Annotated in this window: 23 protein-coding genes and 1 pseudogene; 8 read left to right on the top strand and 16 right to left on the bottom strand. The window is 60.4% G+C overall.

Going from position 1 to position 22266, the window contains the following annotated elements; genetic code table 11:
* Positions 1-53 precede the first annotated feature (53 nt).
* Positions 54-790, bottom strand: a pseudogene (locus AB4N48_RS13290) (Fic/DOC family protein).
* The gene (locus tag AB4N48_RS13285; RefSeq protein WP_217850025.1) at positions 787-1050 is read right to left on the bottom strand and encodes a hypothetical protein; all 264 of its coding nucleotides are present in this window, start codon (positions 1048-1050) and stop codon (positions 787-789) included. Before AB4N48_RS13285 ends, AB4N48_RS13290 begins: the two are co-directional and overlap by 4 nt.
* Before the next feature lie 205 nt (positions 1051-1255).
* On the opposite strand from AB4N48_RS13285, the gene ycaC (AB4N48_RS13280) reads away from it, so the two are divergent.
* Positions 1256-1885: an isochorismate family cysteine hydrolase YcaC gene (gene ycaC, locus AB4N48_RS13280; protein ID WP_016774235.1), complete on the top strand. Its 630-nt coding sequence runs from the start codon at positions 1256-1258 to the stop codon at positions 1883-1885.
* 143 nt (positions 1886-2028) lie between these two features.
* Positions 2029-2229 (top strand): hypothetical protein, encoded by a 201-nt coding sequence (locus tag AB4N48_RS13275; RefSeq protein WP_315435610.1) that lies wholly within the window; start codon positions 2029-2031, stop codon positions 2227-2229.
* Positions 2230-2604: 375 nt separating this feature from the next.
* Here the strand turns inward: AB4N48_RS13275 and AB4N48_RS13270 are convergent, their stop codons facing one another.
* Entirely contained in the window at positions 2605-3342 is a 738-nt protein-coding gene (locus tag AB4N48_RS13270; protein WP_460093605.1) for an SDR family oxidoreductase, read from the bottom strand.
* Between the two features lie 127 nt (positions 3343-3469).
* The gene (locus tag AB4N48_RS13265; RefSeq protein ID WP_460095564.1) at positions 3470-4351 is read right to left on the bottom strand and encodes a helix-turn-helix domain-containing protein; all 882 of its coding nucleotides are present in this window, start codon (positions 4349-4351) and stop codon (positions 3470-3472) included.
* Between the two features lie 258 nt (positions 4352-4609).
* On the opposite strand from AB4N48_RS13265, the gene AB4N48_RS13260 reads away from it, so the two are divergent.
* Together AB4N48_RS13260 and AB4N48_RS13255 are read left to right on the top strand one after the other, a co-directional pair.
* Complete coding sequence (locus tag AB4N48_RS13260; RefSeq protein WP_056784713.1) at positions 4610-5374, top strand: SDR family NAD(P)-dependent oxidoreductase; 765 nt, start codon at positions 4610-4612, stop codon at positions 5372-5374.
* Positions 5375-5547: 173 nt separating this feature from the next.
* Positions 5548-6465, top strand: a complete 918-nt coding sequence (locus AB4N48_RS13255) for an AraC family transcriptional regulator (RefSeq protein WP_095179591.1) — start codon at positions 5548-5550, stop codon at positions 6463-6465.
* An 8-nt stretch (positions 6466-6473) separates the two neighbouring features.
* Here the strand turns inward: AB4N48_RS13255 and AB4N48_RS13250 are convergent, their stop codons facing one another.
* Together AB4N48_RS13250 and AB4N48_RS13245 are read right to left on the bottom strand one after the other, a co-directional pair.
* Positions 6474-7403 carry a LysR family transcriptional regulator gene (locus AB4N48_RS13250; RefSeq protein WP_236169551.1) on the bottom strand — a complete coding sequence of 310 codons (930 nt, stop codon included), beginning with the start codon at positions 7401-7403 and terminating at the stop codon, positions 6474-6476.
* 94 nt (positions 7404-7497) lie between these two features.
* Complete coding sequence (locus AB4N48_RS13245) at positions 7498-8208, bottom strand: SDR family NAD(P)-dependent oxidoreductase (RefSeq protein ID WP_041480604.1); 711 nt, start codon at positions 8206-8208, stop codon at positions 7498-7500.
* 287 nt (positions 8209-8495) lie between these two features.
* Between AB4N48_RS13245 and ycaC (AB4N48_RS13240) the strand changes: the two genes are divergently transcribed.
* Positions 8496-9125 carry an isochorismate family cysteine hydrolase YcaC gene (ycaC, locus tag AB4N48_RS13240; RefSeq protein ID WP_016774235.1) on the top strand — a complete coding sequence of 210 codons (630 nt, stop codon included), beginning with the start codon at positions 8496-8498 and terminating at the stop codon, positions 9123-9125.
* Positions 9126-9314: 189 nt separating this feature from the next.
* Here ycaC (AB4N48_RS13240) and AB4N48_RS13235 read toward each other — a convergent pair whose 3' ends face one another.
* The 3 genes from AB4N48_RS13235 to AB4N48_RS13225 all read right to left on the bottom strand — a co-directional run bounded on the left by AB4N48_RS13235 (position 9315) and on the right by AB4N48_RS13225 (position 11566).
* A complete protein-coding gene (locus AB4N48_RS13235) occupies positions 9315-10013 on the bottom strand; it encodes a tRNA (adenine(22)-N(1))-methyltransferase (RefSeq protein ID WP_460093604.1) in 699 nt (232 codons plus the stop codon).
* Between the two features lie 128 nt (positions 10014-10141).
* Complete coding sequence (locus tag AB4N48_RS13230; protein WP_460093602.1) at positions 10142-11191, bottom strand: NAD(P)-dependent alcohol dehydrogenase; 1050 nt, start codon at positions 11189-11191, stop codon at positions 10142-10144.
* A 147-nt stretch (positions 11192-11338) separates the two neighbouring features.
* The gene (locus tag AB4N48_RS13225; RefSeq protein WP_056784730.1) at positions 11339-11566 is read right to left on the bottom strand and encodes a hypothetical protein; all 228 of its coding nucleotides are present in this window, start codon (positions 11564-11566) and stop codon (positions 11339-11341) included.
* 164 nt (positions 11567-11730) lie between these two features.
* On the opposite strand from AB4N48_RS13225, the gene AB4N48_RS13220 reads away from it, so the two are divergent.
* Positions 11731-11940: a hypervirulence associated TUDOR domain-containing protein gene (locus tag AB4N48_RS13220; protein ID WP_095179594.1), complete on the top strand. Its 210-nt coding sequence runs from the start codon at positions 11731-11733 to the stop codon at positions 11938-11940.
* Here the strand turns inward: AB4N48_RS13220 and AB4N48_RS13215 are convergent.
* The 5 genes from AB4N48_RS13215 to AB4N48_RS13195 all read right to left on the bottom strand — a co-directional run bounded on the left by AB4N48_RS13215 (position 11937) and on the right by AB4N48_RS13195 (position 18412).
* Positions 11937-13190: an NAD(P)/FAD-dependent oxidoreductase gene (locus AB4N48_RS13215; RefSeq protein WP_095179595.1), complete on the bottom strand. Its 1254-nt coding sequence runs from the start codon at positions 13188-13190 to the stop codon at positions 11937-11939. The two genes, AB4N48_RS13220 and AB4N48_RS13215, sit on opposite strands and share 4 nt — an antisense overlap.
* Positions 13180-14772 carry an aldehyde dehydrogenase (NADP(+)) gene (locus tag AB4N48_RS13210; RefSeq protein ID WP_460093600.1) on the bottom strand — a complete coding sequence of 531 codons (1593 nt, stop codon included), beginning with the start codon at positions 14770-14772 and terminating at the stop codon, positions 13180-13182. Before AB4N48_RS13210 ends, AB4N48_RS13215 begins: the two co-directional genes overlap by 11 nt.
* A 63-nt stretch (positions 14773-14835) precedes the next feature.
* A complete protein-coding gene (locus tag AB4N48_RS13205; protein WP_116657459.1) occupies positions 14836-15783 on the bottom strand; it encodes a dihydrodipicolinate synthase family protein in 948 nt (315 codons plus the stop codon).
* 54 nt (positions 15784-15837) lie between these two features.
* Positions 15838-16764 carry a 4-hydroxyproline epimerase gene (locus tag AB4N48_RS13200; protein ID WP_305382688.1) on the bottom strand — a complete coding sequence of 309 codons (927 nt, stop codon included), beginning with the start codon at positions 16762-16764 and terminating at the stop codon, positions 15838-15840.
* Between the two features lie 22 nt (positions 16765-16786).
* The gene (locus AB4N48_RS13195; protein ID WP_305382690.1) at positions 16787-18412 is read right to left on the bottom strand and encodes an APC family permease; all 1626 of its coding nucleotides are present in this window, start codon (positions 18410-18412) and stop codon (positions 16787-16789) included.
* A gap of 221 nt (positions 18413-18633) precedes the next feature.
* Here AB4N48_RS13195 and AB4N48_RS13190 point away from each other — a divergent pair, with 221 nt between their 5' ends.
* The gene (locus AB4N48_RS13190; RefSeq protein ID WP_110599539.1) at positions 18634-19404 is read left to right on the top strand and encodes an AraC family transcriptional regulator; all 771 of its coding nucleotides are present in this window, start codon (positions 18634-18636) and stop codon (positions 19402-19404) included.
* Here the strand turns inward: AB4N48_RS13190 and AB4N48_RS13185 are convergent.
* Positions 19401-19997, bottom strand: a complete 597-nt coding sequence (locus tag AB4N48_RS13185; protein WP_460093598.1) for a LysE family translocator — start codon at positions 19995-19997, stop codon at positions 19401-19403. The genes AB4N48_RS13190 and AB4N48_RS13185 overlap by 4 nt on opposite strands.
* A 54-nt stretch (positions 19998-20051) precedes the next feature.
* Positions 20052-20888 (bottom strand): AraC family transcriptional regulator, encoded by an 837-nt coding sequence (locus tag AB4N48_RS13180; protein ID WP_056784749.1) that lies wholly within the window; start codon positions 20886-20888, stop codon positions 20052-20054.
* A 1034-nt stretch (positions 20889-21922) separates the two neighbouring features.
* Between AB4N48_RS13180 and AB4N48_RS13175 the strand changes: the two genes are divergently transcribed.
* The gene (locus AB4N48_RS13175; protein WP_056784752.1) at positions 21923-22219 is read left to right on the top strand and encodes a hypothetical protein; all 297 of its coding nucleotides are present in this window, start codon (positions 21923-21925) and stop codon (positions 22217-22219) included.
* The last annotated feature ends 47 nt before the right edge of the window (positions 22220-22266 follow it).

The raw sequence follows: 22266 nt of genomic DNA, 5'->3' as shown, positions 1-22266 counted from the left end.
GAGACGCTGGCTGCCAGGCAAATAAAGCCTGCTTTAACAGCAGGCCTCTTTAGTCACTTTATTGGCTGCGTTCTGTAGCTTTTATACAGCTGCTGAATGTCGGGATTGTTGAGATTCGCGTAGATGATTCCTTCCTTGTCCAAACCGTCCAGCCCTTTGATATCGCCAATCACTCCGGGCCATTCCTCACGGCTTGAGATGTTTACGACGTGAGGCTTCAGATAATCGTCCAGGTGGCCTCTGGAAGGATCGCGGATCTCGTCGCTGAGCGCCCGTAAATACGCATCTTTGTTGGTCTTCGACCAATCGATGGCGAACTTGGCTCGATAGCATAGTTCCATGTGAACGAGCAGGATGGTCCGCCCATTACCATCCAGAAACGGATGAGCGAAAGCCATTGGCCCATCACCTCGCCAGGGCGCTCGTGGAAGCGTTTTTTGTTTGCAGCGAGCTCCAGCGCATATTCGACGGATCTTTTGATCAGCTCAGGTCGCTCGAAAGGTGTGTGATGCGGATCGTCTTTTGATCCTTTGAAAACCGCGAGGTGGGGAACAAGCTCATTCCTGTCTTTGCCTGACCATGGGTAGAAACCGGCAAACAGGATTTCATGAGTTTTGAGTATCGCTTGATAGTCGATGGATCTCTTTTTTGCCAGATGAGCAAGGGCTTCTTCGATACTGGCTTCGAAAGAGAGATGTTCCGATTCCTTTACTTCAGCCGAGTCTTTCAGCTTGAGCGAATTGCGAAGGTAGCCTTCAGTTTCGAAATCGCCGAAGGGGTCGAACGTCATGCGCTGAGCTGCTTCTTCGAATGCCTTTTTTCCTGAAGGTAACGCCCTTGTAAGGCCATGATTTCAGACTTGTTCAAGACACCCTTTCGCTTCAGGTTGACCAGCAGTTGCTCAACACTGTCCAGTTCAACGGCATCACCGGCCAGCCGCGTTATCGTCACCGCCATGCGACTCAGGCCGTCACGCTCGGCGCCTACCCTGTGTTTTTCCGCGAGCTTGCGAACTTCGCTCGCGACGCTGTCAGTGGCTGATTCGCTCATTGTTAACCCCTCGTTTTCTCTGTCGGAGCATAGCATGGCGTCGTTCTGGCGGATTAACCGTCGAGCATTCCAGCTCTTGCCATTGTCCGGTTTGAGTGGACGGTGAAACACTTTCCAGCCGATTTATCCCTTTGCTGTGCGTCAGTAATCTGTACCCAACTTGAACGCAACAACAAAACTTCAAACTTGAAAAGGGACGCACACCATGACCACTCCAACCTACAACCGCCTGAACAAAGACGACGCTATCGTGCTGCTGGTAGATCACCAGACCGGTCTGATCTCGCTGGTGCAGGACTTCTCGCCGAACGAGTTCAAGAACAACGTGCTGGCGCTGGCGGATCTGGCCAAGTTCTTTGACCTGCCAACCATCCTCACCACCAGCTTCGAACAAGGCCCGAACGGCCCGCTGGTACCGGAGTTGAAGGAAATGTTCCCGGACGCGCCGTATATCGCTCGCCCAGGTCAGATCAACGCCTGGGACAACGAAGACTTCGTCAAAGCGATCAAGGCCACCGGGCGCAAGCAAATCATCATTGCCGGTGTGGTGACGGATGTGTGCGTAGCGTTCCCGACCCTGTCGGCACTGGCGGAAGGTTTTGATGTGTTCGTGGTGACTGATGCGTCCGGCACCTTCAACACGACCGTGCAGCAAGCCGCGTGGAGCCGCATGACTCAGGCTGGCGCGCAGATGATGAACTGGTTCTCGGTGGCCTGTGAGCTGCACCGCGACTGGCGCAACGATATTGAAGGCCTGGGTAACCTGCTGTCGCAGCGCATCCCCAACTACCGCAATCTGATGAACAGCTACTCGGCGCTGACGCAGCAGAAGTAAGCGTTAAATCCAAAGCGAAAGCCTGCTTCGAAAGCAGGCTTTTGCGTTTTCTACAGAACGCCGTTCGTCCATTGTCGGGCACTTGTCACGCAAGGGCATTTCACACGTTCAGGTACCTATCGCTGAACACCTCGGAGAACGACATGGACATTGATGAAAACGCACCGGGCAACCAGTCGCAACAAGCCGTGACGCGCACCACCGACAACGAGACCGGGCACGATCCCAAGCGGGAAAATCCCGAGGTGCCTTTGCCGCCGGACGATGAGGCACCGATCGAGGAAGATATGTCAGATGTGGATGCGGCCAACTCGGTGTCAACCGAACATCCGCCGTCACGCTGATCGAGCGATTTAATCGATGCCTCCCACTCTGGAATTAGAGTGAGAGGCTCTCCCGCGCACCCTTATGCAGTTCAGTCACCGACATCGTGAAAACCAGTATCGACCGGCCAGGGTTGGAATATCCGTGCGCTAAATCCCCGGTGGGAGCGAGCCTGCTCGCGAAGACGGCGGCACATCCAGCATCTTTGCCGACTGACCCGCGCTTTCGCGAGCAGGCTCGCTCCCACAATGTTCCGTGTTGACCAATGATTTGGTGGTGCCACGACCCCCTGTGGGAGCGAGCCTGCTCGCGAAGACGGCGGTACATTCAACATCATCCTCGACTGACCCAGCGCTTTCGCGAACAGGTTCGCTCCCACAGATTCACTCCTGGCCTCAGTAAGGGCTCGCGGTCGGGCGCACGATCAGTTCGCTGACGTCGACATCCGCCGGTTGTTCGACGGCATACGCAATCGCGCGGGCGATGGCTTCGGCGGGGATGGCGATCTTGCGGAATGACTTCATCTCGGCGCGGCCGCCTTCATCGGAAATGCTCTCGGCCAGTTCCGATTCGGTCACGCCCGGTGCGATGACGGTGACGCGGATATCGCCACCGACTTCCTGGCGCAAGCCTTCGGAAATGGCCCGCACTGCGTATTTGGTTGCGCAGTACACCGCTGCGGTGGGGCTGACCGCGTAGGCGCCGATCGAGGCGATGTTGATGATCTGCCCGGCGCGCTGGCGCTGCATCAACGGCAGACTGGCGGCGATGCCGTGGAGCACGCCACGGATGTTGACGTCGATCATGCGGTTCCACTCATCGACCTTCAGCGCGTCCAGCCGTGACAACGGCATGACCCCGGCGTTGTTGACCAGCACATCGACGCGGCCGTAATGCTCGACGGCGAAATCAACGAAGCGCTGCACATCCTGCTGATCGGTGACGTCCAGTGCGCGGAACTGCGCGTGGCCGCCGGCGCTATTGATCCCTTCGGCAATCACTGCCAGACGCTCGGTGCGCCGAGCCCCCAACACCACTTTGGCGCCACGTTCGGCGAGCAGGCGTGCGGTGGCTTCGCCGATGCCGCTGCTGGCGCCGGTAATCACGATCACTTTGTCTTGAATGTTCAGCATGATGTCGTCCTCTTCTGTGTGCCCGTGAGTGGGCCTGGAAGAAGATTAAGTGCGGTGGCTCATGGGCTATTAATCGATTCCTCCACGGGATTTGCCCAATTCTGCTGCATCGCTTTTCGACAGGTTTTCAGGCCCCGCGTGGCGCATCGCGGTAGGCACTAGGAGTGACCCCGACTTCACGGCGGAACACCTGGGAAAAGTGGCTGGGGCTGGAGTAGCCGACTTCCAGGCCAATGTCGATCACGCTGCGTGCGGTCTCCAGCAACAGATGACGCGCGCGGCTGATGCGCAGGCGGATGAAGTATTGCGAGGGCGATAAACCGGTAGCGCGCTTGAAGGTGCGGCTGAAGTGGTAGTCGCTCAGCCCGGCGATGGCGGCCAGATGACTGAGACTGAAATCCTCCGCCAAATTCGCATTCATGGCTTCGATCACCCGGCGCAGTTTGTAGGCGGGCAGGGCGTTGTCGCGGCGCGGGTTGCTGTCGGGGTCGAGGTAATCACGCAGCAGATGGATCGCCAACGCCTGAGCCAGGCTGTGCACCAGCAGTGCACTGGGCTGGCGCTGTTCGGTCAGTTCGACGCGCAGTTGCTCAAGAATGAAGCTGACCTGCTCGTCACGCGCACCGGACACATCGACAAACGTCACCGCACCGGCCTGTTCGCCGAACGCTTCGCGCGCCGCTTTTTCGATCAGGCCCAGACCGAGGTAGAGGTGCATGACTTCGAAGACCTCGCAACCTTCGGTCTGCCAGCGCATTTCGTAGGGTTCCCGGGTGTTGGTCAGGAAAAAATCGCCCGCCGTGACCTGGCTCGCCTGCCACTCTCCGCCCAACGAACGTTCTTCGACCCGGGCAGTGCCGGCCAATACCAGCACCAGCAGCGGTTCGGCCACGCAGGGCACGCGGATCGGCTCAAGCAGGGTTTGATGGCGGAACAGCTGCACCACTGCATCCTTGATCTGCGGCTGGGGTGCCTTCGTTTCTGCAACACCGGGCAAATGCTCTGGCATTGCTTCGGCGGCGATGCGCGCGGGCTGGCTGATTGTCGGTGTAGCAGGGCTGGCAGAGGGCACAGGACGCTCCATCAAAAGCTTCGGCTGCGAATGATTTTGAAGGTTAGGGCGGGCGAACGAGAAACTCCAGCGCAAAACCCCGACAGTCCCGGCAATCACCCGAAAGCCCGGCGGCGGACAGTGCGCGACAGTGAAGCCGTGTTCACGACCGCGCCATCAGGCGCAACACCGATTCGCTATCGAGGAGTTAAAACCATGACTGATTTCAACCACACCCTGCCCCAAGAAGTCGCCGGTAAAGTTGCACTGGTCACTGGCGCGGCCAGTGGCATCGGCAAGGCGATTGCGCTGATGCTGCACGCTCGCGGCGCCAAGGTGATTGCCGAAGACCTCAACCCGGCTGTCGAAGCACTGGCTCGTCCCGATCTGGTGCCGCTGGTGGCGGACATCACCGAGGACGGCGCCGCCGAACGCGCAGTAGGCCTTGCCGTCGAGCAGTTCGGGCGCCTGGATATTCTGGTCAACAACGCCGGGATCATCATCAACAAAGCCGTGATCGACATGAGCCGCGACGACTGGGAAAAGATCCAGGCAGTGAATGCCACGGCAGCCTTCCTGCACTGTCGCGAAGCGGTGAAAGCGATGATCCCGAACAAGTCCGGTGCAATCGTCAATATCGCCTCCTATGCCTCGTACTTTGCCTTCCCGACCATCGCCGCCTACACCGCTTCCAAAGGTGCGCTGGCACAACTGACCCGCACGCTGGCCCTGGAAGTCATCGAGCACGGCATTCGCGTCAACGCGATCGGCGTCGGCGATGTGGTGACCAATATTCTCAACGATGTGGTCGAGGACGGCCCGGGCTTCCTCGCGCAGCACGGCGAAGCAGCGCCAATCGGTCGGGCGGCGCAGCCGGAAGAGATCGCCGAGATCGTGACCTTTCTGGCCTCCGACCGCGCCAGTTTCATGGTCGGCTCGGTAGTCATGGCCGATGGCGGCATGACGGTAACGGCAGGCTGATAGCAGTGCGGCAAACCATGGGCACGTCAGATGATGTGCCCATGGTTTACCCCGATCTGACCGACGCAGAATCAGGCAAATCTGCAGCATCTTTGGTCTAGTCGCCGCTGGGTAAAACTGGCTAATCTTCCTGGGCAGTTGACCTACCTTCGTCTGCTTTCGAGGCCCTTTGCATGGATAACCACGACGCTTCCATCCTCCACGACACGGCGGTGTATCGCGCCGAGCTGGTGCGCTTGCTGACTCAGCGCTTCGATGCGCCAGGCACCTACGAAACCGCGATTGCGCCGCTGCACGTGATCCGTCTCGATGGGCCGTCCGAGCTGATCCATGTCGTGCACCGCCCGGCGCTGTGCCTGATCGTGCAGGGCCGCAAGGAAGTCGGGCTGGGCGACGAACGTTTCCTCTACGACCCGTTGAATTACCTGGTGGTGTCGGTGACGTTGCCGGTGTCGGGACGGGTGATTGAAGCCTCACCCGAGGCGCCGTATTTTTGCGTACGGCTGGACTTCGATCCCGCGCAACTGACGCAACTGATTGCCGAGTCGCCGCTGACCGGCATGCCGCAAGACGCCGGGCGCGGCATGTTTCTCGACAAGATCGACGTGACCCTGCTCGACACCATGTTGCGTCTGGTGCGCCTGCTGGATAATCCGCGCGACATCGGCATGCTCGCACCGATGGTGTTGCGTGAGCTGTATTACCGCCTGCTGCGCGGCCAGCACGGGCATCTGCTGTATGAAATCGCCGTCAGCGATTCGCAGACCCATCGGGTCACGCGGGCCATCGACTGGCTGAACAAGAATTTCACTGAACCGCTGCGCATCGACGCGCTGGCGCAGGTGGCCAATCTGAGCAATTCGGCGCTGCATCACCGCTTCAAAGCCGTCACCGCCATGAGCCCGCTGCAATATCAAAAACAGCTGCGCCTGCAAGAGGCGCGGCGGCTGATCATCAATGAAGGGCTGGACGTCTCCAGCGCCTGCTACCGCGTCGGCTACGAAAGCGCTTCGCAGTTCAGCCGCGAATACAACCGCCAGTTCGGCTGCCCGCCGTCCAAGGAACTCAGCCGCCTGCGCCAGACCGGTTGACGCCCTGTTTAGCGCGCGGGTTCCGCCCATTCCTCACGAAACCCCAGCAGAAAATCCACAAATGCCCGCACCCGTTGCGGCACATAGCGGCCGTGCGGGTAGAGCAGGGTGTAGGGGCGCGAACGTCCGGCGTACGGCTGCAGCACTTCAATCAGGCGGCCATCGGCGAGTTCCTGCTCGACGATGAACCGGTAAGTCTGAAACAGCCCGGCGCCGTGCTTGGCCAGCGTCACGCCGCCGAGCACATCGTCGGAACAGGAATAGCCACCGTCGGAAATCACTTCCAGGTCCCGGCCGTTTTCCTGAAACAGCCAGGAAATCCGCCGCCCGCTGCTGGGCAATTCGAACTGGATGCACTCATGCGCAATGAGATCGTCGAGGGTCTGCGGCGTGCCGGCTCTATGCAGATATTCGGGGGCGGCGACCACCACCAGGGCGGCGTCTTCCAGCAGGCGCGCGATCAGGGTCGAGTCCGGTTGCGCGCGTACGCGTATCGCCAGGTCGTAGCCTTCTTCAACGAAGTCGATATTGCGATTGCCCAAGTGCACGTCGACCGTGACCTCGGGGTACAACGCGCGAAATTTCGGCAGCAGCGGCAGGATGCGGTGATGCCCGTAGGTGGTCGGCAGGCTGATGCGCAGTCGCCCCGACGGCGATGTCTGCGCGCCCATGACTTCCTGCTGCGCTTCGACCAGTTGCGTCAGGGCCTGGCTGCATTGTTCGAAGAAGCTGCGGCCGGCGTCGGTGAGGCGAATGCTGCGCGTAGTACGGGCGAACAGTCGCGAACCCAGGCGTTGCTCCAGACGCAGAATCGACCGGCTCACCGCAGCGGGCGTGACCCCGGCCAGTTGCGCAGCGGCGGTGAAGCTGCCGGCTTCGGCGGCCAGGCAGAACAGTTCGATACTGCCTAACTGCAAATCTTCAAAATGGCGTTTCATTGTGGCTCGCACCGAGGATCGACGGACGTTCATCCTCTGTGTACCACAACCAACGACGCCGCCGGTATCCACCGGCGGCGTTGCAGGGTTTCGATCAATGGCCGGCGCTCTGGCCACCGTCGACATGCAGGATCTCGCCAGTGACGAAATTCGCCCCGTCGAGGTAGAGGATCGCTTGCACGATGTCGTCGATTTCCCCCATGTGGCCGACCGGGTGCAGGCTGCCCAGCGCCTGATGGGTTTCCTCGGCGTGCATCGGCGTTTTGATGATGCCCGGCGATACCGCGTTGACCCGAATGCCACGCTTGGCGTACTCGATCGCCAGGGATTTGGTCGCGGCGTTGATGCCACCTTTGGTCAGCGACGCCAATACCGAAGGCACGCCGTCGATTGCATGATCGACCAGGCTGGTGGTCACGCTGACGACGTGGCCGTTGCCGTGTTTTTCCATCTCGGCGATGGCCAGTTGCGAGATGTAGAAGAAGCCGCTCATGTTGGTCGCCACGACCTGGGCATAGTCCGCCTGGCTGTAAGCGGTGAACGGCTTGGCCAGAAAGATCCCGGCATTGTTGACCAGCGTATCGACGCGACCGAAGCGGGCGACGGCGGCGCGAATCACGCGCTCGGCGGTTTGCGGATCGGCAATGTCGCCGGCAACGGTCAGGACATCCGGGTCACTCGACTCTTTGATCGAGCGCGAGGTTGCGACCACTTGATGGCCAAGGGCGCGAAAGCCTTCGACCAGACCTGCACCAATGCCTTGCGAGGCGCCGGTGATGACAACTACTTTTTTCGATGTGCTCATGATGATTTCCTCTGTCGCTGGCCCGTCAGGATGGCGGGTGGCTGTTGGAGGAGACTTTAGGAAGTTGCGCCGAGTTGATAAATGGGGGCTGAGGTACATCATTTGTACTTCGGTGTATCTAATCAGAACGGCCTGCACGCGTTTTTGTAGGAGGCAGCTTTCGATTGTCCCGTTTGAGTGGACGGTGAAACGCTTTTCAGCCGATTTATCCCTTTGCTGTGCGTCAGTAATCTGTACCCAACTTGAACGCAACAACAAAACTTCAAACTTGAAAAGGGACGCACACCATGACCACTCCAACCTACAACCGCCTGAACAAAGACGACGCTATCGTGCTGCTGGTTGACCACCAGACCGGTCTGATCTCGCTGGTGCAGGACTTCTCGCCGAACGAGTTCAAGAACAACGTGCTGGCGCTGGCGGATCTGGCCAAGTTCTTCGACCTGCCGACGATCCTCACTACCAGCTTCGAACAAGGCCCGAACGGCCCGCTGGTACCGGAGTTGAAAGAGATGTTCCCGGATGCGCCGTACATCGCTCGTCCAGGTCAGATCAACGCTTGGGACAACGAAGATTTCGTCAAGGCGATCAAGGCCACCGGGCGCAAGCAGATCATCATTGCCGGTGTCGTAACGGATGTGTGTGTAGCGTTCCCGACCCTGTCGGCGCTGGCGGAAGGTTTTGATGTGTTCGTGGTGACTGATGCGTCCGGCACTTTCAACACCACCGTGCAGCAAGCCGCATGGAGCCGCATGACTCAGGCTGGCGCGCAGATGATGAACTGGTTCTCTGTAGCCTGTGAGCTGCACCGCGACTGGCGCAACGACATCGAAGGTCTGGGTAACCTGCTGTCGCAGCGCATTCCCAACTACCGCAACCTGATGAACAGCTACTCGGCGCTGACGCAGCAGAAGTAAGTTCACCACCCACGAAAAAGCCTGCTTTTAACAGCAGGCTTTTTTTCCGACGGCTGCGGCCAACTTGGTTGCTCTGTAGCTTGACCCACCGCTTTCGCGAGCAGGCTCGCTCCCACAGTTGACTGTGTTCGCTCAGGAGAAATGCAATTTCCTGTGGGAGCGAGCCTGCTCGCGAAGACGGCGGCACAGTCACCCGAGCAATTCACTGATCCACTGCATCTCTTGCTCCAGCGCAAGAATTTTGTCCGCCGGCAGCGCTTGTTGCGCTCGCGTAAACTGCCCCAACGTCTTCTGCCGCTGCTTCAGCCTGCGTTGCCATTTGTGCAGAAATGCCGGGCAGCGCGCCTGCAGATGCAGCGGTCCGAAAAACAGTTCCCTGGCGTTGTAAGTCAGCGGTTCAATGGCTGGCTCGGCAACGATGATTTCATAGTCGAAACGGTTTTCGTGCAGCACTTCTTCGCAAACGATCCGGTAACTGTTATCCATCAACCACTGGCGCAGCGCTTGCTCGCCGCCGTTGGGCTGCAGGATCAATCGTTCGTGGCCGCTGAGATGGGCTTTACCACTGTCGAAAATATCGCGAATGGTTTCGCCACCCATGCCGCACAGGGTGATGGCGCTGATGGCGTCGCCAGGTTTGATTGCCGTCAGACCATCGGCCAGGCGCACGCTGATCTGGCCGTGCAGGTCGCTTTCGTTGACGGTGCGTTGCGCCGCGTGGAATGGCGTCAACGCGACCTCGCCAGCGACCGCTGCTGTTATCAGGCCCCGGCGCAGCAAGGCCACCGGCAGGTAAGCATGATCGGAGCCGATATCGGCCAGTCTCGCGCCGAGCGGCACATGGGCGGCGACGCGCTCAAGACGCATGGACAATGTCTGTTGGTTCAACGCAAACCCCTGTTCACCCTGCGGTGGAAAAAGGGGTGCGACTCTGGCGAGCAACGCTGGCGCTGTCAATTACGTGATGGAATTACTCGAACCATCGGCAGCACGGCGCTGCCGATGGGCGCTTGCGCTTAGCCGGCGAGCGTTGCGTTGTCGATGACGAAGCGGTATTTCACATCGCCCTTGAGCATGCGCTCGTAGGACTCGTTGATCTGATCGGCGCGGATCAACTCGATGTCGGAAACGATGCCGTGCTCGGCGCAGAAATCCAGCATTTCCTGAGTTTCGGGAATGCCGCCGATCATTGAACCGGCAATGGTGCGCCGCTTGGTGATCAGGTTGAACACGTTTGGCGACGGATGCGGCGAGGCGGGCGCGCCGACCAGGGTCAACGCGCCGTCGCGCTTGAGCAGGACGAGGAAGGCGTCGAGATCGTGCGGCGCTGCGACGGTATTGAGGATGAAGTCGAAGCTCTTGGTGTGTGCCGCCATTTCCTCGGCATTGCGCGACACCACCACTTCGTCCGCGCCCAGTGCCTTGGCCGCTTCACGCTTGGATTCGGAAGTGGTGAATGCGACGACATGGGCGCCCATGGCGTGGGCCAGTTTGATGCCCATGTGACCCAGGCCGCCGATGCAGACCACGCCGACTTTCTTGCCAGGGCCAGCGTGCCACTGACGCAGCGGCGAGTAGGTGGTAATGCCGGCGCAGAGCAGCGGCGCGACGGCGGCCAGTTGCGCCTCGGGATGACGGATGCGCAATACATAGCGCTCGTGCACGACGATATTTTGCGAGTAACCGCCGAGGGTCCAGCCCGGTGCGTCCGGGGTCGGGAAGTTGTAGGTGCCGATCATGCCGTCACAGTAGTTTTCCAGACCGGATTCGCAGTCATCGCAGTGCTGGCAGCTGTCGACGATGCAGCCGACACCGACCAGATCGCCGACCTTGTAGTCCTTGACGTGATCGCCGACCGCCGAGACGCGGCCGACGATTTCGTGGCCGGGGACGCAAGGGAATTGCGTGCCGGCCCATTCCGCGCGCACCTGGTGCAGGTCGGAATGGCAGATGCCGCAGAAGGCGATATCGATCTGCACGTCGTGCGCGGCTGGCGCACGGCGTTTGATCTGCATGGGCTCAAGGGGTTTGTCGCCAGCGTGGGCGCCGTAGGCTTGTACGAGCATGTGAGCATCCTCCATGGGTTGTCGGACGCCCATTGTTGCGCCTGGGTCGGAGCGCGAAGTAGTGCATTTCTGTGAAATGCTTGCCTGATTCTGCTGTTGATTGCGCAACCGACAGGCAGCCGTATGGCGACGGCTGCCTGTTCAGGCTCAACGCGGATTGGGCTGGTCGTCCATCTCGGCGTTATCGGTTTCCTGACGTACGCGCTCCGGATCCAGCCCGGTACTGTCATCATCCAGCGGGATTTCGCCTTCGTTGTCGGGCAGTTCGTCGATGCCGCGTTCCTTCATCGGATCGACCTCGGTACGCCCCGGACTCAGCGGGTCGGGCGTGGTTGGGAGCGGATCGTCACCTTGCTTGCCTTGATCGTTATTCATCTCACACCTCGTCATGGCCGTTTTCTACGGCTTGTGCAGGTTGGAGGTGCGGGCGATTTTCGCCGTTCGATTTTTTTGCCTGCCTTCGGTCGCCTCGCAAAAAAGCGGAATTTCTCCGACGCGCGCGGCTCCATAAACCAACAGCCAGAGGCGAGGACGCAATGATGAGCAGCTCATTCAAAGTCGGCGATACGGTGCGCTGGAATTCCGAGGCCGGCGAGATTCACGGCAAAGTGGTCAAGGTGCACACCCGCGACACCGAGTTCATGGGCCGCCACCGGCCAGCCTCGAAAGACGCGCCGCAATACGAGGTCAAGAGCGACAAGACCGGCCACCTGGCCATGCATCACGGCGACGCGCTGAAGCACGCTTAGAAACGTGCCAGTCGGTAGGCGTCGGCATTCGGCAACTCGCCGGCCGCGCCTGAGACCATCTGCCCGATCAATTCCGCCGTCACCGCCGCCTGCGTCAGGCCCAGATGCTGATGACCGAAGGCAAGCAAGACCTTGCCGGCGCAAACCTGATCGATCACTGGCAGCGAATCCGGCAGCGACGGACGAAAGCCCATCCACGGTGTGGCGCCATCAGCGTTCAGGTCCTTGCGAAACAGGCCTTGGCTCAGGCGCTGCAACTGCCAGGCGCGCGCCATGTTCGCCGGCCGCTCCAGTCCGGCGAATTCGACCGTGCCGGCCAGGCGCAGGCCTTCGCGCATCGGCGTCATGATGAATTTGCGTTCCAGCGAGGTGACGGGGAAGGGCAGGCGATCATGCTCGTTGGGCAGCATCAGGTGATAGCCACGTTCGGTGTCCAACGGTACTTGCTTGCCGGTCAGAGCGGCGGTGAGTTTCGCCGAATGCGCACCGCAGGCCAGTAACACGCGGCTGGCCGTTACGCCGCCATTGCCGGTCATCAACAAGACACCGTTTTCCTGCACGTAGCCGCCCTGAACCTGCTGTTTGAGAAAACTCACGCCGCTGCTGCGAGCCGACTCGACCAGCGCACACACCACGCGATAAGGGTCAAGGAAATGCCCGGTTCGCGGGAAAAACAGTCCGCCCTGAATTTGCTCGCTGAGCTGCGGCGCCGTTTCGCGGATCGCCCCCGCTTGCCAATAGTCCACCGGCACCTGCTGCTGATGCAGTCGTGCCTGCAAGGCTTCGATGGCCTGCCGGGATTCAGGTTTTTCGAAGACCAGTAACGAGCCGTCAACCTTGAGCAGATCGGTGCGCTGGATATCGCTGAGCAAGCGCTGCCACGCGTCGAGGCTGCTTTCATTGAGCGCGCGCAAGCCGGCGACGGTTTTCTGAAAAGGCTCAGGCCGCAGATTCAGCAACAAGCGGGTGAACCACGGCAGGGCGCGCGGCAGGTATTTCCAGTCCAGACGCAGCGGCCCCATCGGGTCCATCAGCATGGCCGGCAAACGCTTGAGGATCGAAACATCAGCAATCGGAAACACCTGCTCGGTGGCCAGATGCCCGGCATTGCCGAATGAAGCGCCGTGCCCCGGTTCCTGCTGATCGATGACCACCACACGCAAACCCTGGCGGGCCAGGCGCAGTGCGCAAGCGACGCCGATGATCCCCGCGCCGACCACCGCGATGTCGTGCGAAGGGTTATTCGCCATGGTGTGTCGCTTCCCGTTGGCCATCGAGCAAGCGCCGAAGGTTTAGCGGATTGGTCTGTTGCAGCGCCGTCGGCAGCAGGCTGTCGGGGAAATCCTGATAGCACACCGGCCGCAGGAAACGCAGGATCGCCGCAGTGCCCACCGAGGTGCTGCGCGCATCCGAGGTTGCCGGGTAAGGCCCGCCATGCACCATTGCATCGCAGACTTCCACGCCGGTCGGCCAGCCATTGACCAGCAAGCGCCCGGCCTTGCGCTCGAGGGTTGGCAGCAACGCGCGCGCCAGTGCAAGGTCGGCGTCGTCCATGTGCAAGGTCGCGGTCAGTTGACCTTCCAGATGTTCGCAGACCTGACGAATTTCCTCGTCACTGCTGCATTGCACCACTAGCGATGTCGCGCCGAACACCTCAGCCTGCAAATGCTGATCGGCGAGGAAATCCGCCGCGTCGGTGCTGAAGAGATACGCCTGGCACTGATTTGGGCCGCTGCCAACTTGGCCAACCGCTACCGCACGCGCACGGGGATTGTCTTGCAGAGCAGTCACGCCTGCTTGATAGGCGCCGAAGATGCCGGGCGTGAGCATGGTTTGCGCCGCGCTGCGCGGGATCAGTTCCGCTATCGCGCCGAGAAACCCGTCGAGCGCCGGGCCTTTGCGGGCAATCAGCAATCCCGGGTTGGTGCAGAACTGCCCGGCGCCCAGTGTCAGCGACGCGACAAACCCTTCGGCCAACGCCTGCGTCCGATTTTCCAGCGCGGCGGGAAACAGCAAAACCGGGTTGATCGAGCTCATTTCCGCATACACCGGAATCGGCTCCGGCCGCACTTGCGCGGCTTTCATCAAGGCCAGTCCACCAGCCCGTGAGCCGGTGAAACCAGCGGCTTTGATGCGCCAATCACTGACCAATGCGATGCCGACTTCGTACCCCGAATCGAACAATAAGGAAAACACGCCTTCGGGCAGAGCGCAGGCCCTGACCGCTTGCGCGACTGCGCGGCCGACCAGTTCGCTGGTGCCGGGATGTGCGCTGTGCGCCTTGACGATCACCGGGCAACCAGCCGCCAATGCCGCAGCGGTGTCGCCACCGGCCACGGAAAATGCCAGGGGAAAGTTGCTCGCACCAAACACCGCGACCGGCCCCAAGGCAATCTGTCGTTGCCGCAGGTCGGAGCGCGGCAGCGGCTGGCGTTGCGGTTGCGCACTGTCGACGCGCACGTCCAGCCACTCACCCGCGCGCACCGTACGCGCGAACAGGCGCAATTGCGAGCAGGTGCGGCCACGTTCGCCCTGAAGGCGTGCACGCGGCAAACCGGTTTCGGCGTGGGCGCGTTCGATCAGTTCATCGCCAAGGTTTTCGATGTGCTCGGCAATGCTTTCGAGAAATGCCGCACGGCTGCTCAGGCTGGTTTCGCAATACGCGTCTTGCGCCGCCCAGGCCAGGGCGCAGGCTTGTTCCACCTGTTCGGCTGATGCCCCGGCATACTGCGGTTCAAGTGCCTGGTTGGTCGCCGGATCAATCGCGCGAAAGGCTGGACGATTACCGGTCACGGCTTGCTGGCCGATCAGCATGTTGCCCGTCAGAGTCATGGTGTCTTCCTGTGAAATGAGCGAGGCCTGCCGCGAATCGTGATGACTCGCAGCAGGTGGTGGTCAGGCGAAGTTCTGTTCGGCAGACCAGTTCTCGTACCAGTGACGGAACAGCGAATACTGCTTCTCGGCATAGCGCCGTTGCGAGTCGCTCAGCACGTCTGTTTCGTTGAAGTGCAGGGTGTATTCCTTGTCGCCGTTGAGCACCATCAAGTGCTTGTAATACAGCACCAGATCACAGCCTTCGTCGAACGATGACAGCACTGCCAATGCCGATTCCAGCTCCCGCGCCTGACGTCGGGCCTTGGCATCGCCTTGCGCGGCCTGCTTGCTCAGCGCGACCAGTTGCAGCACTTCGCGAGGAAGGGCGTTGCCGATACCGGTGATGGCGCCGGTGGCGTTGCAGTTGACGAAGCCGTGCACCACTTGCGTGTCGACACCGACCATCAGGGTCACGTCATCGTCCTTGGAGGTGATGTTCTCAGCCGCGTAGCGCAGGTCCGCGCCGCCGCCGAATTCCTTGAAGCCGATCAGGTTCGGGTATTCGCGACGCAGTTCAAAAAACAGATCGGCGCGGGTGGCGAAGCCGTAGTAAGGGCTGTTGTAGATCACCGCCGGCAAGTTCGGCGCGGCTTGCAGGATGGCGGCGAAGTGGGCCTTTTGCGCGGTGGCTGAAGCGCCACGTGACAGCACGCGCGGAATGACCATCAAGCCTTGCGCGCCGACTTTCGCCGCATGCGCTGCGTGGGAAACCGCTTCACGGGTATTCACTGCACCAGTGCCGACGATGGTCGGCACCCCGGCAGCGACCAGGCGCGCCACGCCTTCCTGACGCTCGGCTTCAGTCAGCAGCGGCCAGTCGCCCATCGAGCCGCAATAGACCACAGCGCTCATGCCGATATCAATCAGCTCGCGCCCCTTGCTCACCAGCGCATCGAAGTCCGGTTTGCGCTGGGCGGTGCACGGGGTCATCAGGGCCGGCATGCAACCGGTGAAGATGTTGTCGCTCATGGTTCAACTCCTTGGCATTTCGTTTGATTCGAGGTGAAAAATCGGCGTGGCGGTTCAGATGCCCCACGCGAACGGGTCGGTTTCGTCGATCAGCAAGGTGCTGTCGGCGGTCATGTAGGCGCGGCCGGTGATGAACGGGCGAACGCGTTCACCTTCCCATTCGAAGCGGCCTTCGAACTGGCTGCCGGTGATACTCGCCTGGATCCACGGTGCGCCCGGTTGCAGCTTGTCGTCGGCTGCCAGGCAGGCAAGTTTGGCGCTGGTGCCGGTGCCGCACGGTGAGCGGTCATAGGCTTTGCCGGGGCACATGACGAAGTTGCGGCTGTCGGCCTGATCGTCATCGGCGAACAATTCGATGTGGTCGATGACCGCACTGTCTTCGCCGAAGATGCCCTGATCTTCCAGCGCCTTGAGCATCGCCCAGGTGTACGCGGTCAGGTGTTCGACGTTGTCCATGGTCAATGTCTGGCCATGCTCGGAAACCAGAAAAAACCAGTTGCCGCCATAGGCGATATCACCGACTACGCGACCAAAACCGGGCACGTCCACTGGCACCTGTTTGCGATAACGGTAGGCGGGCACGTTGCCCAGAGTGACCGAGCCATCGTCGTGCAGCGTCGCGCTGACTTGCCCCACCGGTGTGTCGATCTTGTGCACGCCCGGCTGGATTTTCCCCAGATGCTGCAACGAATTGATCAGGCCGATGGTGCCGTGGCCGCACATGCCCAGGTATCCGGCGTTGTTGAAGAAGATCACCCCGCAGGTGGCATCAGGCGAGACCGGCGGGCAATACAGCGCGCCGACCAGCACATCGTTGCCACGCGGCTCGAGCAGACAGGCGCGGCGCCACTTGTCATGCTGGTTGCGCAAGGCATCGCGTTTCTCGACCATGGTTTTGCCGGACAGCTCGGGAAAGCCGCTCATCACCAGCCGTGTCGGTTCGCCGCCGGTGTGGGAATCAATGACGTGTACTCGTTTCATGAAGAGATCCCGTTGGATGATTTCAGTAGGCGCCGGCAGGGCGGGCGGTGACGGTGGACGAGGGCGCAGGGCTTTCGCTTTCTTCGTCCTCGTCGTCCAGGCGCAGCAGATGGGCAGGCACGCCGGTTGCTGCACCCCAGTAGTAAATGCCGGTGGCGCAAGCGGCGACGACGATCGTGTCGAACGGATGGGCGAGGATGCCCAGGCCACCGAAGGTGCCGAGTTTCGACAGCACGATGGTCACCGCGTAGAAGGCGATCAGCCACGCCGATGAACGCACCTGACGCGCCAGGCTCAGGTGAGCGGTGGGCACAAAGCGGCCACAGAACAGATAGATGACAAACATCAGGATTTGCAGGCCGAGCAGCCACGACACAGTGTTCCAGCCCGACCAGTAAACGATCAGCGCGGCGATGATGAACGACACCGGCCCGAGCAGGCCCATGCTCCTGACCCGGAACGGGCGCGGCATGTCCGGCGCATTGCGCCGCAACGCCGCAACCGACACCGGCGCCACCGCATAGCTCAACACCAGCGCGGCGGAGACCACGTTGATCAGCGCTTCCCACGATGGAAACGGCAAGGTCCAGAACACCGACAGGGCGAAAGTCAGCCACAGCGCCGGCCGCGGGATGCCGGACTTTTCATCGATGTGGGTGAAGACCTTGAAGAAGGTGCCGGTCTGCGCCCAGCCGTAGATCACTCGCGGCGTGGCGTTCATGTAGATGTTGCCGCAGCCGCTCGGCGAAATGACCGCATCGGCGACCACCAGATACGCCAGCCAGCCCACACCGAGCGCCAGGGCGATGTCGCGATAGGGCAGGGCGAATTCCTTGCTGATACCGGCCCAGCCGTTGGCGAGCATTTCCGTCGGGATGCTGCCGAGAAAAGCCATTTGCAGCAGCACGTAAATCAAGGTCGACAGCAGTACCGAAAGAATCAGCGCGATGGGAATGGTGCGCTGTGGATTCTTCACTTCGCTGGCGACGGAAATGATCGGCGTCAGGCCCAGATAGGCAAAGATGATCCCGCCGGCGGAGACCGCCATCTCCACGCCGGACAGGCCGAATGGAGCGAATCCCTGAACCTGGAAGTTCTCCGGTTTGAAGAAGGTGAACAGCACGCCGATCACCAGCAGCGGCACGATGAATTTGAACACGCTGACCAGATTGTTGGCCTTGGCGAAGGTCTTTACGCTGCGGTAGTTGAGCAGGAAAAACACGCAGAGCAGGCCGAACTGCACCAGCCAGCCGAGGATCGTCGGATCGCCACTGCCAGCCTTGGTCAATCCGGGAAACCATGCCGCCGCGTATTGGCGCGAGGCGACCACTTCGATCGCCACCAGACTGGAAAACGCAATCAGCGTAATGAAGCCCATCAGGTAGCCGAGCAGCGGGCCGTGGGAATAAACCGGGTAGCGCACCACGCCGCCGGCACGGGGCAATGCCGCGCCCAGTTCGCAGTAGACGATGCCCAGCAGCAACACGGCAAAACCGCCCAGCAACCAGGAGAAAATCCCCGCCGGACCGGCAATCGCCGAGACATGGCTGGCGGCGAACAACCAGCCGGAGCCGAAGATCGCGCCGAGTCCGATAAAGGTGAGGTCGATCAATGAAAGCTGTTTTTTGAACTTGCCTTGGCCTGACATGGCATCGCCTTCTTGTGAGTTATTGGATAGGCAGTTGTGTCACGGGGACGAGCAGACTTTGCACCGCCCGGCAGTGGCGGCGATTGATGTTTTATGCCGGGATCGATGACGAATTCAGCACAATGGCACCGATGAATGCGCGGCCTCGACAGGGTCGCGACGTTGCTGCAATCTGCTGGCGAGTGACATTTGCGGTGGTTCAATTCGAGGGGAAGTCTTTGATGCAGTCAGCGTTTTCGATCCTGTGCCAAGGCACTGACGGCTTGCGTGCGCAGACCCTCGAAGAGATGGTCGCCGGTGCCGCGCAGCTGTTGCCGATACTCGATGTGATCCCCAATGCGGCGATCTTCATCAAGGATCTGCAAGCGCGCTATGTGCTGGCCAACCGTACGCTGGTGCAGCGCTGTGGCTTGAAGGACCTGCGCCCGTTGCTCGGCAAAACCAGTGCGCAGGTGTTCCCGGCGCAGTTGGGGCCGGGTTATACCGAGCAGGATCGCAAGGTGCTGGAGGAAGGTTTCGTGTTGGAGGATCAGCTCGAACTGCATCTGTATGGCAGTCGCGAGCCGGGCTGGTGCCTGACCCACAAGAGGCCGATCTACAACCGTGACGGGACGATCATCGGTCTGGTGGGGATCTCGGTGGATCTGCAGTCAGCCAGCGAAACCCATCCGGCTTTCGAGCGCCTGGCGGCTGTCGATGAATACATTCGCGGCAACTTCAATCGGCGGGTGACGCTGGGTGAACTGACGCGGATCGCCGGGATTTCCGTGGCGCAACTGGAGCGCTATTGCAAACGCGTTTTCCACCTGACACCACGGCAGATGATTCAGAAAGTCCGCCTGGAACATGCGCATCGATTGCTGCACAGCGACTTGCCGATTACCGAGGTGGCGCTGCAATGCGGCTACACCGATCACAGCGCTTTCACCCGTCAGTTCAAAGCCTCGACCGGGTTTACACCACGCGAATACCGGCAAGCCACCGGGCATTAGACCAACACGGCCAGCCAGGCCGAGAGCAGCAGAAGAAGGGCCAGTGCCGCGTTCATGCGCTTGAACGCTTGCGGTGAGCTGAGCAACCGCGCGCTGCCAACGCCGAGAAGTGCCCAGAGCGTCATGCACGGCAACGACACCAGCAGAAATGCCAGCGACAACACCAGCAGGCGCAGCGTCTTGTCGGCGCCGCCAACAAATACGCTGACCACGGCCACAGCCATCATCCACACCTTCGGGTTGACCAGTTGCAGCAGCGCCGCGCCGAATACGCTCAAACCTTGTTCCTTCGCGGCATTCGGGTCCAGCGATGGCGGCGGGCTGCGAAAGATCTGCCACGCCAGCCAACTCAGCCAGAGCACACCGCCCCACGCCATCGCTTGTTGCACGCGCGGAAAGCGCAACAGGGTTTCGCCAGCACCGAGCCCGACCACCAGCACAATCAGCGCCGCCGCCGCACAGGCGCCAAAAATGATCGGCAATGTGGCAATCAATCCGCGCCGGGAACTGTGGCTCAGCACCAGAATATTGGTCGGCCCCGGGGTGATCGAGGCAACGAAAGCAAACAGCAGAAAGGGCAGTAAAGACGCCATGGTGCAAATTCCTGAATGTCGAAACAGGACACCATGATCGTCAGCGCGAAGGCCTCAGTCTGGAAGATTTGAGCAGCGTCTGCGGTAGTCCGCCGGGGTCAGTTGGTAGGCGCGGCGGAACCAGCGACCGAGATGACTCTGATCGGCAAAACCGAGCACGCTGGCCACCTGCGCTGGCGTCTCGCCGCGCGCGAGCAATTGCCGCGCCTTGGCCAGGCGCAACTGGATCAGGTAAGCGTGCGGTGCCAGACCGAACGCCGCCTTGAACGCGCGTGTCAGGCGAAAGCGATCAACGCCACAGGCTTGCGCTAGGTCGTCGAGGCCGATGTCTTCATAGGTGTGGGCATGCAGATAGTCCCGCGCAACCTGGGCAACCAGTGGCAGGCGCGGATCGAAGTGCTGACGCTTGCGCCAGTCGAGGTGGCGGGTGAGGGACGCCAGCAGGCCATCCAGCGCAGTCTGCCGGACGATGCGCAGATCGCCGTCATGTAACGCGTGGAAGGCTTGCACGATCGCAGTCGACAGGCGCGGATCGTGGCTCAGGGTGTCGGCAAAGCCTGGCTGACTGTCGGCGGGCGCCTCTTCGAACAGCGCGTGCAGTTCGCGCTCCAGCCAGTGCGGATCCAGATACAGCATCGAATAGGTAAAGCCGTCCTCGGTCGGCGCATGGCCATCGTGGATTTCTCCCGGCTCGAGCAGAAACACATGCCCCGGCGTACTGCGATGACGCACCCGGCGACAGTTGAATTGCTGGACGCCTTGCTCGGTAACGCCGACGAGAAAGCTGTCATGCCAGTGCGGATCGTAGGCATGCCCACGGAAATGCGCACGAATCGACTCGATCCCGGTATCGACATCCTGGGAGAGAGAGATCCAGTTGCGTTTGTCCATGGGACGATTCCATAGGGCGGTTGAGCAGGGGCGTTTCTAAAATACCGCGTGGGGGAGAAGAGTGTTTAGAAGATTTGTGCAGGGGCGCAGGGGGATCGAGTCAGGCAATGTGCCTTGGATGGGAGGGGGACCAGAAAACACAGACGAAAAAAAACCGCCTTCGCGGGGCGGTTTTTCAATCCTCGGTTTGGAGCCGAGGCCATGTGCTTCACTAGCCACACCAACATGTCCGCGCATGGTATTAAGTTTCTCCCGTCAGTGCAACGTAGGTTTAGCGTGATGTGGGAGGTTTTTTCGGAGCGGCCAGCGCATGCAACTGAATTCAGATCTGTCAATAAACATTGTCAGAAATACGATTTTACAAAGGTTCAGGCGTAGCCGCAGGATAACCTTGGTTACTCGGGTTTTCTCTTCTGATTTCTGCGTTAAGATGCCCACGCTCATCTTGTTGGTAGAGCAGTGAGGTTTGGCTGGGGGGCGCAAAAGGTTTCACGCCCTCTGACGCGGATTCGCACCCGCGCCGGAATGATGTCTCGGAGGGATTTCAACCGGCCGCCTCACTAGCTACACCAACATGTAGGCTGAAGGCACGCATGGTCCGGTAAGTTTGCTGGAGGTTTGGCCGCCAGCCCTGGAGGCCAAAACGTATGAAGCTTTTGCTGCGTACGCTGAGCCTTGTATGGAGATTGTTGAAAGCTTTGCGCTTTTACGAGTTCCTGCGAGATCACTTTGACGACTTGAAATAAGGGTCGTCTGAGTGGGAAAGACCCGTTTCGGTTTCGATCGATTCGGGTCTTTTTTTTGCTTGCGTAAAGCTGTCAGAAATACGATTTGTCAGTTTTGTGCTTTAGACTTTGTAGGGCGTTTCGTCTGGACGCGTAAGCACCAGCTTAACGGTTAGGTAAGCAGCTGCTTTTACTCAACTCATCATTGATTGCGTCAATAACAACCATTAAGTCAATGAAGTTCCCATATCCACGGTGCAGCGTAAGATCGGCTCCATACCTAACCACTGCACCTCGGAGCACATCATCATGAAACGCCAGACTATCCTCGGTATCGCTTTCTCGGTTTTTGCACTGAATGCCTTCGCCGCCACCGAAACCGACCCACTGTTCAGCGACGCGATCGCCTCCACTCAAACGGACCGCTTGTTCAGCGACGCAGTAGCCGCCACCGAAACCGACCCGCTATTCAGCGACGCAGTAGCCGCCACCGAAACCGATCCACTGTTCAGCGATGCAGTAGCCTCTGACGGTTCCGATCATCTGCAAGGCAATCGGGTCGCCGAAGGTGGCGCTGACCGTCTGCTCGAACGTCGCACCGCTTGAGCGCAACCATGAGCATCGATAACGAATGCCGCCTCAACCACAGGCGG

Source organism: Pseudomonas sp. S2_C11 (genome assembly GCF_054668395.1).
The sequence above is the reverse complement of the archived record's forward strand: the minus strand, read 5'-3'. Positions and strand labels throughout refer to the sequence as shown.

What these genes read in the sequence shown, in the direction of transcription:
- AB4N48_RS13285 (WP_217850025.1), bottom strand. Translation starts at nt 1,050, where the DNA reads ATGAGCGAATCAGCCACTGACAGCGTCGCGAGCGAAGTTCGCAAGCTC.
- ycaC (WP_016774235.1), top strand. Translation starts at nt 1,256, where the DNA reads ATGACCACTCCAACCTACAACCGCCTGAACAAAGACGACGCTATCGTG.
- AB4N48_RS13275 (WP_315435610.1), top strand. Translation starts at nt 2,029, where the DNA reads ATGGACATTGATGAAAACGCACCGGGCAACCAGTCGCAACAAGCCGTG.
- AB4N48_RS13270 (WP_460093605.1), bottom strand. Translation starts at nt 3,342, where the DNA reads ATGCTGAACATTCAAGACAAAGTGATCGTGATTACCGGCGCCAGCAGC.
- AB4N48_RS13265 (WP_460095564.1), bottom strand. Translation starts at nt 4,351, where the DNA reads ATGCCAGAGCATTTGCCCGGTGTTGCAGAAACGAAGGCACCCCAGCCG.
- AB4N48_RS13260 (WP_056784713.1), top strand. Translation starts at nt 4,610, where the DNA reads ATGACTGATTTCAACCACACCCTGCCCCAAGAAGTCGCCGGTAAAGTT.
- AB4N48_RS13255 (WP_095179591.1), top strand. Translation starts at nt 5,548, where the DNA reads ATGGATAACCACGACGCTTCCATCCTCCACGACACGGCGGTGTATCGC.
- AB4N48_RS13250 (WP_236169551.1), bottom strand. Translation starts at nt 7,403, where the DNA reads ATGAAACGCCATTTTGAAGATTTGCAGTTAGGCAGTATCGAACTGTTC.
- AB4N48_RS13245 (WP_041480604.1), bottom strand. Translation starts at nt 8,208, where the DNA reads ATGAGCACATCGAAAAAAGTAGTTGTCATCACCGGCGCCTCGCAAGGC.
- ycaC (WP_016774235.1), top strand. Translation starts at nt 8,496, where the DNA reads ATGACCACTCCAACCTACAACCGCCTGAACAAAGACGACGCTATCGTG.
- AB4N48_RS13230 (WP_460093602.1), bottom strand. Translation starts at nt 11,191, where the DNA reads ATGCTCGTACAAGCCTACGGCGCCCACGCTGGCGACAAACCCCTTGAG.
- AB4N48_RS13225 (WP_056784730.1), bottom strand. Translation starts at nt 11,566, where the DNA reads ATGAATAACGATCAAGGCAAGCAAGGTGACGATCCGCTCCCAACCACG.
- AB4N48_RS13220 (WP_095179594.1), top strand. Translation starts at nt 11,731, where the DNA reads ATGAGCAGCTCATTCAAAGTCGGCGATACGGTGCGCTGGAATTCCGAG.
- AB4N48_RS13215 (WP_095179595.1), bottom strand. Translation starts at nt 13,190, where the DNA reads ATGGCGAATAACCCTTCGCACGACATCGCGGTGGTCGGCGCGGGGATC.
- AB4N48_RS13210 (WP_460093600.1), bottom strand. Translation starts at nt 14,772, where the DNA reads ATGACTCTGACGGGCAACATGCTGATCGGCCAGCAAGCCGTGACCGGT.
- AB4N48_RS13205 (WP_116657459.1), bottom strand. Translation starts at nt 15,783, where the DNA reads ATGAGCGACAACATCTTCACCGGTTGCATGCCGGCCCTGATGACCCCG.
- AB4N48_RS13200 (WP_305382688.1), bottom strand. Translation starts at nt 16,764, where the DNA reads ATGAAACGAGTACACGTCATTGATTCCCACACCGGCGGCGAACCGACA.
- AB4N48_RS13195 (WP_305382690.1), bottom strand. Translation starts at nt 18,412, where the DNA reads ATGTCAGGCCAAGGCAAGTTCAAAAAACAGCTTTCATTGATCGACCTC.
- AB4N48_RS13190 (WP_110599539.1), top strand. Translation starts at nt 18,634, where the DNA reads ATGCAGTCAGCGTTTTCGATCCTGTGCCAAGGCACTGACGGCTTGCGT.
- AB4N48_RS13185 (WP_460093598.1), bottom strand. Translation starts at nt 19,997, where the DNA reads ATGGCGTCTTTACTGCCCTTTCTGCTGTTTGCTTTCGTTGCCTCGATC.
- AB4N48_RS13180 (WP_056784749.1), bottom strand. Translation starts at nt 20,888, where the DNA reads ATGGACAAACGCAACTGGATCTCTCTCTCCCAGGATGTCGATACCGGG.
- AB4N48_RS13175 (WP_056784752.1), top strand. Translation starts at nt 21,923, where the DNA reads ATGAAACGCCAGACTATCCTCGGTATCGCTTTCTCGGTTTTTGCACTG.